Source organism: Sphingobium sp. D43FB, assembly GCF_002312805.1.
In the GTDB taxonomy this organism is placed as follows: Bacteria; Pseudomonadota; Alphaproteobacteria; order Sphingomonadales; family Sphingomonadaceae; genus Sphingobium.
This window is the reverse complement of sequence record NZ_NMUA01000029.1, coordinates 39777-50663: the sequence shown is the minus strand read 5'-3', so window position 1 is coordinate 50663 and position 10887 is coordinate 39777. Positions and strand designations below refer to the sequence as shown.

Sequence of the window (10887 nt, the reverse complement as noted above, 5' to 3'; positions counted from 1 at the left end):
GCGTCGAGAGGCTCAAGGGGATGCCTTCGGCCTCGAGCCGATCACGCTGGCTATTGAGGGGCTGGTGCAGACCGTACTTCTGGAAGGCCAGGTTTGCCAGGAAGTGCGGCCCGAACATCCCGCGCGGTGTCACGTGGAAGGGCGCTGGTGGCTGGCTGATCTTCTCGCACTTACGGCACGAGACCTTTTCCCGGACCGTCTGGACCACCTTGTGGCGAGCGGGAACTCTCTCGAGCGTTTCGGTGATCACCGGGGGAAGATGGCTCAGATCGTCCGAGCCGCAGCACGGGCACAGCTCTGGCGCTGGGATGATGACCTTCTCGCGCGGTACGTCGGCCGGGAAGTCGCGGCGGGTGGACCGCTTGCGGGTGAACGCTGCAACCGTGGTGGTCTTGTCGGCCGCAATTTGGCCAAGCCGTTCGGCCTCGCTGGCATTGGCCTCGAGTTCCTCGAAGGTGAGTTCGAGCTGATTGAGCAGGCGCCGACTGCGCTCGGAACTCGCGCCGTATTTGTCGCGGCGCATCGCCTCGTTCATTAGCTCGGGGTGGGCGTTGCGGGCCAGCAGATCAGCGTTAATTGCCCAAACCTTGGCGACCTCGGCCTCGGCTACGAACAGCTTCACCTGAGCCTGGTCGGCCCGCTCCCGAACGGCGGCAACCTCAGCGCGAAGCTGGAGGATCTCGTCGGATGGGTCGCTTGCGGCCATGCTGTTTCTGTAGCACGAACCTGCCGTAAACCCTAGGTTTTAAGCCAGTTTCCCCGCATATTTTGTCCCGCCAAGGTGCCCGTTGACAGCCCGAACAGGCGGGAGTTCCCGCACCTTGATTGACGCTGGGGATCAGCCGACCTGTGTCGGGCGACAGGTCTCCAGGGGATTACGCCAGTCTATGCCCTCGAGCAGGCAAGCCATTGCGGAAGCAGATATCGCAACCGTCCCGTCCTTTGCTGCGGGCCACACAAAACGCCCCTTTTCCAAGCGCTTTGAATACAATGACATCCCGAGGCCGTCATGCCACAGAATTTTGCAAAGCGACCCGCTCCGACCTCGGAAGACATACAGGTCGCCTGCATGGACGTCCTTGTTAAGCGACTGCTGAACCTGCAAGGCCAGCGACCTCATTCCCCGGCGCATGTCTGTATGCCCCAGCGCGAGCCAGACCTTACCGCCGCTCGGGACCGGGATCATCGGATCAGCGCCTTCAGAACAGCGGCGGCCACATCGGGCGGCGCCGAAGCGAAGATGTTCACGCGGCGCCCGCCAGGCAAATCCACCACAACAGCTGGCGCCGATGGCAACGGGTTGCCGTCTGCGTCGTCAAGCACGACGGCTTCGACGAAGGCGACCTCCGCCGGCGCCGCAGCGGCCTGCACTTCAGCCTTGCGGCGCCAAGTGTAAATCAGCGCCGTCGATACATCATGCTGGCGAGCTACACGCGCCACGCAGGCGCCAGGAGAAAAGGCCTCGGACAGAATCTTCGCCCGCTCGTCCTCATGCCAGCGCCGCCGACGCTCAGGCCCGCCGAAAACCGTGATCTGACCCACAAAACCGCTCCTACGATCACTCTCAAGAGCGAACTTAAGAGCGGTCCATCACGCCCGGGGGAAGGCGACTCTCAACGGAGGCGTACCAAGGGCTGTAAACGTCCCATGGTGCGAATGCCTGAAGGGTGGCGTCTTTTTCGGGCGCTCGATTATGACGAACGTAGGGCTGCACATCCCCGGGCAGAAAAAAATTGATGCCGCATACCGCAACGCAGCGATCTGACACCACGCCGATTATCGGCGGTTCCTTGATACGTCAGGCGCCCCGCAGCCATCGCTGTACCAGACTCAATCGTGAGGCGGGCAGGGGCTGTTCGATATAGCCGTTGAGCATGGCTATGAAGCTCTCGGGCGCCTCGGCCGTCAATTGTGGACTGGCGCTTAGCGTGTCAGCGCGATCGAGCAATTGCGCCAAATGGGCTTCATCTTCAGCAGCGAAAACGCCTGGATAATTGCGAAACCGGCGCAACGTTGCCATTTGATGTCCGTTGCGGTGCTCTCCAAGCCTGTGATCGCGCGCGAGAATGATGATCGGGATGCCCAGTTCCATAGCCGTGATGATCGAACCCATTCCAGCATGGCTGATCATGAGCGTCGCCTCGCTCTGAAGCTTGCGGAAGGCGTCGTGGTCCACAAATGGAAACGTCTTGATCTTCGTAGGTTGATAGGTGGCGGGCCCTACCTGCGCGACGATGTCATCGCGGTCCCGCTCCGCGGCCCAGCGGTCCACCGCGCTGACAAGGCGATCAAATGGCAGTTGCGTGCCGACAGACAGAAGGATCACAGAACCTGCCCGAAATAGCTGATGCCATTGCGATCGTCTGCAAGGTCTGGCCATTGGGTCAGTCGTAAATCAGCGACCCATCTTACAGCTCGTCCAGACAGCGACAATTCCTCGCTATTGGCAATGGAGTCGATCCAGATCGTTCGCGCCCCAATAGCTTTCCCGATCAACAGGGCGATCGCGCCAGGAGCAGCGCCGGTCGAAACGACAAGATCAGGACGAAAGTCTCGAATGACACGGAGCAACTGCGTCATGGATCGTAGCATCGTGATATAATTATCGCGCGAACTGTCCTTGATCTGCAGCACTGGCCTCGTCCCGAGGGGCGCTGCCATATTGCCTGCCGTACTTACAAACTGGCAGTCCCATTGGCGGAATGCTGCTTCAAGACGGCATAATTCGATCCAGTGGCCGCCGGCCGAGGCCACCAGTAATGCCCGTTTCATACGCTGGTGGGCAACGGGCGAATTTTGAACGCAAAGGTTTGGCTCAGACCGCGCGACACGCCACTCTCTCGGTTCTGTATGATCAGTCCGGTTCGATCTGCCTGTGTCAAAGCGACCATGGTCTCCATCTGCCAGCATGCTGCCTTGTGTCCCCCGATTTCCGACATCACCACCGCTATCAAATATATGGACCAAAGCCTGCGCAAAATCCATCAGGTTGCGATCGGAGCTGGGTCCAAGGCACCTATGATGGACAAAGTGGCAAGCCTCCATTGACCTCTTATATGTGCCGGGAATAGATGCCGCTCACGCCCCCTCGTTCAAATGACGCTATATCGGGAATTATTCAATTGCCAAGTACAGATGCCGGTGAGCGCATTTATGCCGTAGGGGATGTGCATGGCCGGTTCGATCTCCTTCAGAAATTGATCGAGCGTATCGGCGAGCATAATGGTGCGCTTCCCCCAGCCAAATCCCTGCATATGCTCTTTCTGGGCGACCTTATCGATCGCGGACCGCAAAGCGCGCAAGTGCTCAAATACCTGCATGATCTACAGCGCAAGACGAGCCGCATTCTCGTGCTGCAGGGCAATCATGAGGAGGCGCTGCTCCAGTCGATCGATGGCAATCTCGAAGTGCTCGAGGGCTGGCTGCGCTTTGGTGGCGCACAAACGCTAGAAAGCTTTGGGCTGGCACCTCCAGGGGCAGGAGATGATCTGCGGCTTTATTTACGCGAGGTGCGGTCAGCCATTCCTGCTCTTTATATAGAATGGATACGGCGTTTGCCGCTGACAGCACGTTCGGGTGATTATTTTTTCTGTCATGCCGGTGTGCGTCCGGGGGTGGCTTTGCGCCGTCAGACTCGGGAGGATCTTTTATGGATTCGCGATGATTTTCTTGCTGATCCACGCCATCATGGCGCAGTCATCGTTCATGGCCATAGTATCGAAACCGACGTCCAGCTTCGGGATAATCGCATCGGGATCGACACAGGTGCCTATCGCACAGGCATTTTGACTGCCATCTACCTCGAAGGTGACAAGCAGGAACTGATCTCGGTATCCATGGCATAGTCGAGCGCCGCAGCCTTGCCAATGGCTTGCGAATCGCGGTGTGTGGAAGACTTTGACCGCACCTGATCGAGCCGTAACTGGCTGGTCATTGCTATCATGTCGCTGTAAAATGCGACGTGCGACACGAAATGCCTTTGGCTATCACAGGTTCATCCCTGTTGACCTTGCGATGCAGCAATGTCATAGGAAAGAGCGTAGAAGGCCTTTCTGATCAAAGGCAATCGATATTGGGAGCGAGAAGCACATGAAGAAAATCTTTCTTGGCGTTGCCGCTGTCGCGGTTGCCTTTGGCTCTGCGATTTCGGCTCAGGCCCGTGACACGCGCCCGGCATTCCTTGCCTTGTCGACCGCTGCTGCGCCCGCCGCCATGGGCGGCGATGCCGCTGTCGCGCAGGGTGGTTCGGACGCAGGTTCGTCTTCTGGCGTTGCAAAAGCCGGTCCCAAGAAGGGATTGCTGATCGGTGGCGGTGTGCTTGCTGCCGGTGGCCTGATCGCGCTCGTCGCATCGGGTGGCGATGATGATGACGCCAGCCCTAACTGATTGATATTGCCATAGGGTGCAGCTGTGGCATGCCCTGGCTATTGGTATGCAATAGCCAGGGTTTATTATTGTCTGTTGTGCTGCTTCTATCGCTAATTTGATTCCGGTGTCGCTCCTCTTTGCGGCGGCATCCTTCCAGCAATGGCCTTAACGTGATTGCTGAGCGTGCTGAATGGCTGATGGCTTTGTAGGCCAACTCGGCAACGGTGGCTTTAGGCTCATGAAATTTGATACCTTGACGCGGTCGTTGCACTTTTTGGGCAGCAGCCTTTACGGCAGAGCGGCACCGCTGTTTCTTCTGCTTGCATTAGTGGTAGGTGGGGGTGGCAGAAGTTATCCCCTCGTAACGGCTTTCATTGCCTTGGCAGGCCTTTGCCTTCTAGCCATCGAGCTTGCCCGTTTCAGATGGGCTGGCAGGCCCATATCGTTCAAGTTCGGTTGCGCCCTGGCCTTGGCTTGGGTCCTGTTTATCCTGTGCCAAATCATGCCGTTGCCCCCTGGGATCTGGCATGACCTGCCTGGGCGCGCCATCCCACTTGCCTTTTACGAGATCATGGGGTGGCACGATGCATGGCATCCCCTCAGTCTGACGCCGGGCCTCACCTGGGCAGCCCTCCTTGCCTGCGTCGCCCCAATCGCGATGTTTCTTAGCGCTGCCGCCATGTCGCGCGAAGACGCCATACGCCTCATCCGCTTGGCACTTCTGGTCGCCATTGGCAGCGCCATATTGGGTATAATCCAGTTCGGGGCTGGAGCCGCTAGTCCTATCTATCTCTTTGATACCGCGCATCGAGGCATAGGGGTTGGCCTGTTCATCAATCGTAATCACCAGGCTACATTCCTGTTGGTGGCGCTGGTGTTGGCGGCGATCCCCGGCGTCGTTCTGCCCGACCGCATGCGGAAGGGCGCGGATGGTACGCGCGCTGGTCTCCTGTTGTTCCTTCTGGCAACGCTGCTCGCCGGCGCTATTCTGGCGACAACGTCGCGCACCGGCATAACGCTGCTGCCCGTCGCGATCCTGGGTGCGGCGGCCGTTGCCTATCTCGGCAGGGCTACAACCGGTCATTGGCCAAAGCTGCTGATTGGACTGGCCGTGGTCGGTGTCGGGTTGCTGCCCACGCCCGTCGTACAGCATACGCTGGCGCGCTTCGCCACGGTCGCTGAGGACCAGAGGCAGGATTACTGGTCGAATACGCTTTTGGCGATCGATCACAGCTTTCCCGCTGGCACGGGCCTCGGCAGCTTTCGCACGATTTATCCAACCGTTGAACCTCTCGAACAGGTCGGTCTGCTTCGCGTCAACAATGCGCATAATGATTATCTGGAACTGGCCCTGGAAGCAGGACTGCCTGGCCTCGTCATTCTGGGTCTTGTTCTGGCTCTCATCCTCTTCTCGGTAATCGCGGGAATGCGCAAGGCGCAGACAAGCTGGCGCCGGGCATTCAGTCTGGCTGCCGGCTTCGCCTTCCTGCTGATGGTGGTCGGCTCGGTGGTTGATTATCCTTTGCGGATGACCTCAATCGCGGTTCTGGCGGCGCTTTTGCTTGGTCTGTTGGTTCGCAACAATAGCAGCCAGCAGGAAGGGAAAGATCGAAATGCAGGCCCGGTTGCACGGACGCTGATTTTTGCTTTTGCATCGCTTTTAGGTTGGCAGATCGTAGCCACCCAATGGGCGCGTCATCAACTGCTGGCAGGCGATGGGGCCGGGGCCACTGTGTCCGCGCCTTGGCTGGCGCAAGGCTGGTCCTTGCGCGCTGACAAGGCGGCTGGGCAGGGGCTACCGGGAGCTGGTATAGAGTCCGCCCGCACTGCCCTTGCAATTGCTCCCCTCGACGCTGTCGCCTTAAGAGCGCTCGGCCTCGGCCTGATCGAGACCGGTGATACTGTTCGAGGCAACGCGCTCCTCGAAGCGGGCGCTGTCCTTGGATGGCGCGAGGCGGTGAACCAATATTGGCTGGTTGACCGCGCTTTGGCTTTTGGTGCTTCTGATGTGGCGGTTCAGCGGCTCGATGCCCTGCTTCGCCTCAACCGGGCATCTAACCACCAACTGGATCGATTGGTCGCGATAGCACAGGCACTAGGAGGCAGAGCGGCTATCGTTGAGGCCCTTTCAGACCGCCCTGGCTGGCGTCAAGCCTTCTTCAATGCAATGGCGCGCCAAGCGCAACTGCCGACCATCATGGCGGTGCTGAGAGGCGTCAACGCCACAACCGCACCGATTGCCCCAACGGAAACGGCGCTTATTCGCTGGAAACTTGCCGATCGGGCCGAGTGGGCCGCCGTTCGTGCTGTATGGGTGCAAAGCCACGGCGCACATTTGCTCGGCGATGGCGCGTTTTCGCTTGGCAGCGAAGATTTGTCGGCGGCAGGACCGCCACTGGCCTGGCGTGCGCCAGCGCTGCCTGGCGCACATGCCCTCATAGCCGAGCCTGACCTGCCTTGGCGGCAGGAGGCCGTAATGGTTACGAGCAGTGGGATGACGCGCGGAACTGTTCTTGCTCAAGGCTTGGTCCTTGAACCGGGACAATATCGACTCCGGCTCATGCAACAAGGCGGCAGCACCACGATACCAAGCACCCAATGGGTTATCGCCTGCAATCCAGGTGGCGCTGATGCGACAATCACACCGATTGCATTGCGCTGGCATTCGGCAAGGGACGATTGGAAACAGGGGCAGGGCGCGTTTGCGATCAACGCTGGTTGTCCCGCCCAGGATCTGCGGCTCGAACTGGAAACGGATGATGGCCAATCGGGTAGCCTCTTTATCGATGATGTGGCCATCGAGAGATTAGGTCCGGTTCAGCCGTGAGGCGTTGCGAGATGTTGCAACGCGCCATCATTTCCTCGATAAGCCATAAGTATCAAAGGGGGCATGGTTCATGAAGCGATCGGTTATTGCAGCAGTCGCAACTGGACTGGCACTTTCGGCGTGCGTCAGCCGCAATGTATCCCAGAATGTGGAGCAGGGCAGTCTTGCCTACGAGCGGATTCCCGCCTTTGCGGGCGAACCCAAGGTTGCATTGTATCGCATTGGCGAGCTTGACCGACTCGATATCACCTTCTTCCAGGAAGCGGAAATGTCGGCAAAAGGCATGCAGGTCGATGCGGCAGGCGATATCACCATGCCGTTGGTTGGCCGGGTTCATGCCGCCGGGCTTACGACAACCGAATTGGCGGAGAAGCTGCGCCAGAGCAGCGCGCGCTTTTATGTCGATCCGCAGGTTACCGTCAGTGTAACAAGTTCGGTTTCCCAGAACGTCACTGTCCAAGGGCAAGTCACTGAGCCTGGTATCTTCCCGATACAAGGGCCCACGACCTTGCTTGATACTGTAGCGCTGGCCAAGGGTGAGACGGAAAATGCCGCACTCGACAAGGTCGTGGTCATTCGCTTCATCGGTGACAAACGCTATGCTGCTGCTTTCGATCTTGGCCGCATCCGCCGCGCAGAGGATCAGGATCCTGCCATCATGGCGCGCGACGTCATCATTGTTGGCCATTCCGGGACCAAGCAAGCATGGCACGACTTTTTGCGTGCAGCGCCGCTGCTTAACGTATTCGCTCAATTCTAGCCGTGCCATTGGGGGGCAAGACGATGAACGCTAAGACCCGCGATCGGATAGAGTTCGATCAGTCTGGCGCTTCCGCCATGGCGCAAGACCAGATAGACGCAGTCGAGCGCAGACCCATGATCGATCTGCGGGCGATATGGGCGACCATTTATCGAAATCGCTTCGTCATGGGACTTATTCTGGCGGGATGCATCGCGCTTGGCATATTGTCGATCTTGATCATGCCGCGCGTCTATGAAGCGCGATCAAGCGTCCAGATCGATCAGCAGATTGCCAAGGTCCTTGGCACCGAGGATGACCAGACGATGATTGGCGGCGCTGACGCTGATCGCTTTCTGCAAACCCAGGTCGATATTGTTAAAAGCCGTTCCATGGCCAAGAAGGTGTCGGACAGCCTTGGTCTTGCTGCCAACGACAGGTTCCTCGAGCAGATGGGCGTTGGCGCTGTTCTGGGCGATAAGCGGGGAAAGCGAGAAGAGACGGTACTAGATACGCTGCAACGCAATCTGGACGTTGATCTCAAGCGAAACTCGAGGGTGGTCGGCATATTGTTCCGTAGCCGCGAACCCGCGCTGGCGGACCGTATAGCCAATAGCTATGCCGAAAATGTTATTTCCGGAAACATTCAGCGGAAATATTCAACTTCGGCCTATTCGCGCAATTTTCTTGAAAAACAACTTGGCCTGGCAAAGGGGCGTCTTGAAGCTTCCGAGCGCAGCCTGATCGGCTACGCCCGTTCAGCCCAACTGATTGACGCCAGTTCAGGCGCAAAGCAGAATTGGGAGGCGAGCGGGCCCCGCTCGCTTGTCACAGCCAATCTTGTCCAGCTCAATGAAAGCTATGCTGCGGCAGCGACGGCACGGTCGCAGGCGAGGGAGCGGTGGGAGCAGGCCCGTGGCGCTGCGCTCATGACTTTGCCCGAAGTGCTGGCAAATGATGGTATGCAAAGACTGTTGCAGCGCCGCGCTGAACTCAATGCTGATTTCAGTCAATTGCGCCAGCGGCTCACACCCGAGCATCCTACAGTGTCCCAGGTCGGTGCGCAGGTTGCCGAACTCGAACAGCAGATACGCGGTTTTGCCGAGAGTATTCGCAACTCAATCCGCAACCAGTATCTAACGACCGAACGGCAATATACAGCGCTTGCGGCGCAAGTTGCGACGCTCAAGGGCGCAACGCTTGCCGAACAGGATCGTTCGGTACAATATAATATCCTGCAACGTGAAGTCGATACCAACCGGCAACTTTATGAAAGCCTCCTGCAGCGCTTCAAGGAAGTCAGCGCGGAGGCCGGCATTGCGACCAATAACATTTCCATGGTGGATCTTGCTGAAACACCCCGTCGTCCTATTTCGCCGAGGCCGCTGATCAATCTGGCACTTGCGACATTGAGCGGACTTTGCCTTGCTCTTGTCTACGCATTTGCCCGCGAACGGCTGGACGATGCGATCCGAAATCCCGAAGATGTCGAGTCGAAGCTGCATATGCCGCTTCTCGGCGTAGTTCCGGAGGTTGAAAGCAGTACACCTGTCGAGGACTTGCAGGACAGCAAATCTGAAATCACCGAAGCCTACAACAGCATCCGCACGGCCATCGAACTCTCCTCCAATCAGGGACTGTTCAAGTCCGTCCTGGTCAGCAGTTCGAGCAAAGGGGAGGGCAAATCAACGACATCCTATGCGCTCGCCCGCGGCTTTGCCATGGTGGGGCGCAAAGTGTTGTTGATCGACGCAGATCTGCGCCGCCCTTCGCTGCACAAATTTCTTAATGTGCGGCAATCTGACAAGGGACTCTCAACGCTATTAGCCCGCAGCAGTACGGCGCTGGAGTCGATCCTGCCCATGGGAATGGGCATGGCCAATGCCTTTTTCATGCCAAGCGGCCCGTTGCCGCCTGACCCGGCCAATCTGTTTGCCGGCGATGCTGTCGAGACGCTGCTAGAGTCTCTGAGCGCTGATTATGATATCATCATCCTGGATGGGCCACCGGTGCTGGCGCTGGCCGATGCGACGGAATTGACGGCCGCTGTGCAGGCAACGATCTTCGTGTGCGCTGCGGGCAGCGCGCATTTCGGGCAGACACGGGCAGCCGTGACCCGCCTCGATCGCGCTCATGGGAATTTGATTGGCGCTGTTGTCACCAAATATAACAGCCGCAAGACGGGCTATGGTCCCTATAGCGACTATTATCGCTATAATTATGACGAAGACCCAGCCTGATCGGCGAACCTTGACAGCAAGGATCGACCATAAACTTAGGAGCCCGTGAGATGTGGCTGTCGGGGCAACGTTGGAAATGTGTAGCCCGCTATCATGGAGGATAGTCTGATCCTGCTGTTGCGCCCTGCCTTGAATGGGACATCGGTCTGATTTTTGGGTGAGGCGCGTGAGTTCCTTGCAGTCACAACCCTGGCAGACGTCTGACCTTATGGCTCGGGGACTGCATCGGGTTCGCAATCATAGCGTTCCTTGAGAGCGACGATGACCACAGAGGCTGCTTCGCCCGCACGGTCGCCGGGATGGCCAGCCATATATTCGATGAAAGCACGGCGCAGATCGCCTTGGGGCGTTGCAAGTGGTAGGCAATATTCCTGCATCGCAAGCCACGCCTCATAGGCTTTGACCGAATCATGAACGCCCGTGACATAGGCAAAGCAGTAGGAGAGGTCGGGCGCTGACGTCGCGGTACAGCGCTCCAGCAATTCCCCGGCGTTGAGATAGCCTATCGCACCGGTTGGCTGACTGGCAGCCAAGGCAAGAAGAAGAAGCGGGGATGGCATGGGGTGGATCCTCTTGATGGGGTCTCGCACTGTCCTGCGAGGCGAACACGTCAACGGCCGGTAGGCGGTCATAGGTTGCGTCTTATGGTGATTGTCCTTATGCAAATTGCGTGGAAGAACAAGATGGGATCACTGGTCAAAGGGCCATCACCC

Annotated in this window: 11 protein-coding genes; 5 read left to right on the top strand and 6 right to left on the bottom strand. The window is 58.3% G+C overall.

What is annotated here, in order from left to right; all coding sequences use genetic code 11:
- From SxD43FB_RS19225 to SxD43FB_RS19205, 5 genes are all read right to left on the bottom strand, one after another.
- Positions 1 to 706 (bottom strand): IS66 family transposase zinc-finger binding domain-containing protein (locus SxD43FB_RS19225; RefSeq protein ID WP_176482849.1); only part of this gene is annotated, 706 nt, incomplete at its 3' end.
- A gap of 132 nt (positions 707 to 838) precedes the next feature.
- Positions 839 to 1186 carry an IS66 family insertion sequence element accessory protein TnpB gene (tnpB, locus tag SxD43FB_RS19220; RefSeq protein ID WP_096063568.1) on the bottom strand — a complete coding sequence of 116 codons (348 nt, stop codon included), beginning with the start codon at positions 1184 to 1186 and terminating at the stop codon, positions 839 to 841.
- Entirely contained in the window at positions 1183 to 1542 is a 360-nt protein-coding gene (locus SxD43FB_RS19215) for a transposase (RefSeq protein WP_096063567.1), read from the bottom strand. Before SxD43FB_RS19215 ends, tnpB begins: the two co-directional genes overlap by 4 nt.
- 256 nt (positions 1543 to 1798) lie before the next feature.
- Positions 1799 to 2326, bottom strand: coding sequence for a glycosyltransferase (locus SxD43FB_RS19210; RefSeq protein ID WP_096063566.1), 528 nt, complete (start codon positions 2324 to 2326; stop codon positions 1799 to 1801).
- Positions 2323 to 2985: a hypothetical protein gene (locus tag SxD43FB_RS19205; RefSeq protein ID WP_176482848.1), complete on the bottom strand. Its 663-nt coding sequence runs from the start codon at positions 2983 to 2985 to the stop codon at positions 2323 to 2325. Before SxD43FB_RS19205 ends, SxD43FB_RS19210 begins: the two co-directional genes overlap by 4 nt.
- A gap of 86 nt (positions 2986 to 3071) precedes the next feature.
- Here SxD43FB_RS19205 and SxD43FB_RS19200 point away from each other — a divergent pair, with 86 nt between their 5' ends.
- The 5 genes from SxD43FB_RS19200 to SxD43FB_RS19180 all read left to right on the top strand — a co-directional run bounded on the left by SxD43FB_RS19200 (position 3072) and on the right by SxD43FB_RS19180 (position 10174).
- A complete protein-coding gene (locus SxD43FB_RS19200) occupies positions 3072 to 3845 on the top strand; it encodes a metallophosphoesterase family protein (protein WP_255245812.1) in 774 nt (257 codons plus the stop codon).
- Between the two features lie 244 nt (positions 3846 to 4089).
- Positions 4090 to 4386, top strand: coding sequence for a hypothetical protein (locus SxD43FB_RS19195; RefSeq protein ID WP_096063564.1), 297 nt, complete (start codon positions 4090 to 4092; stop codon positions 4384 to 4386).
- A 220-nt stretch (positions 4387 to 4606) separates the two neighbouring features.
- The gene (locus SxD43FB_RS19190; protein ID WP_176482847.1) at positions 4607 to 7195 is read left to right on the top strand and encodes an O-antigen ligase family protein; all 2589 of its coding nucleotides are present in this window, start codon (positions 4607 to 4609) and stop codon (positions 7193 to 7195) included.
- A gap of 70 nt (positions 7196 to 7265) precedes the next feature.
- Complete coding sequence (locus SxD43FB_RS19185) at positions 7266 to 7955, top strand: polysaccharide biosynthesis/export family protein (protein WP_096063562.1); 690 nt, start codon at positions 7266 to 7268, stop codon at positions 7953 to 7955.
- A 77-nt stretch (positions 7956 to 8032) separates the two neighbouring features.
- On the top strand, positions 8033 to 10174 hold the full coding sequence (locus SxD43FB_RS19180; RefSeq protein ID WP_176482846.1) for a polysaccharide biosynthesis tyrosine autokinase: 2142 nt from the start codon (positions 8033 to 8035) through the stop codon (positions 10172 to 10174).
- Between the two features lie 206 nt (positions 10175 to 10380).
- On the opposite strand, the gene SxD43FB_RS19175 is transcribed toward SxD43FB_RS19180, so the two are convergent.
- Positions 10381 to 10734: a Rap1a/Tai family immunity protein gene (locus SxD43FB_RS19175; RefSeq protein WP_096063560.1), complete on the bottom strand. Its 354-nt coding sequence runs from the start codon at positions 10732 to 10734 to the stop codon at positions 10381 to 10383.
- Positions 10735 to 10887 lie beyond the last annotated feature (153 nt).

Bases quoted from the DNA above. Each gene is read 5' to 3' on its own strand.
- SxD43FB_RS19175 (WP_096063560.1), bottom strand. From the start codon at position 10,734: ATGCCATCCCCGCTTCTTCTTCTTGCCTTGGCTGCCAGTCAGCCAACC.
- SxD43FB_RS19195 (WP_096063564.1), top strand. From the start codon at position 4,090: ATGAAGAAAATCTTTCTTGGCGTTGCCGCTGTCGCGGTTGCCTTTGGC.
- SxD43FB_RS19205 (WP_176482848.1), bottom strand. From the start codon at position 2,985: ATGGATTTTGCGCAGGCTTTGGTCCATATATTTGATAGCGGTGGTGAT.
- SxD43FB_RS19190 (WP_176482847.1), top strand. From the start codon at position 4,607: ATGAAATTTGATACCTTGACGCGGTCGTTGCACTTTTTGGGCAGCAGC.
- tnpB (WP_096063568.1), bottom strand. From the start codon at position 1,186: ATGATCCCGGTCCCGAGCGGCGGTAAGGTCTGGCTCGCGCTGGGGCAT.
- SxD43FB_RS19180 (WP_176482846.1), top strand. From the start codon at position 8,033: ATGGCGCAAGACCAGATAGACGCAGTCGAGCGCAGACCCATGATCGAT.
- SxD43FB_RS19200 (WP_255245812.1), top strand. From the start codon at position 3,072: ATGCCGCTCACGCCCCCTCGTTCAAATGACGCTATATCGGGAATTATT.
- SxD43FB_RS19185 (WP_096063562.1), top strand. From the start codon at position 7,266: ATGAAGCGATCGGTTATTGCAGCAGTCGCAACTGGACTGGCACTTTCG.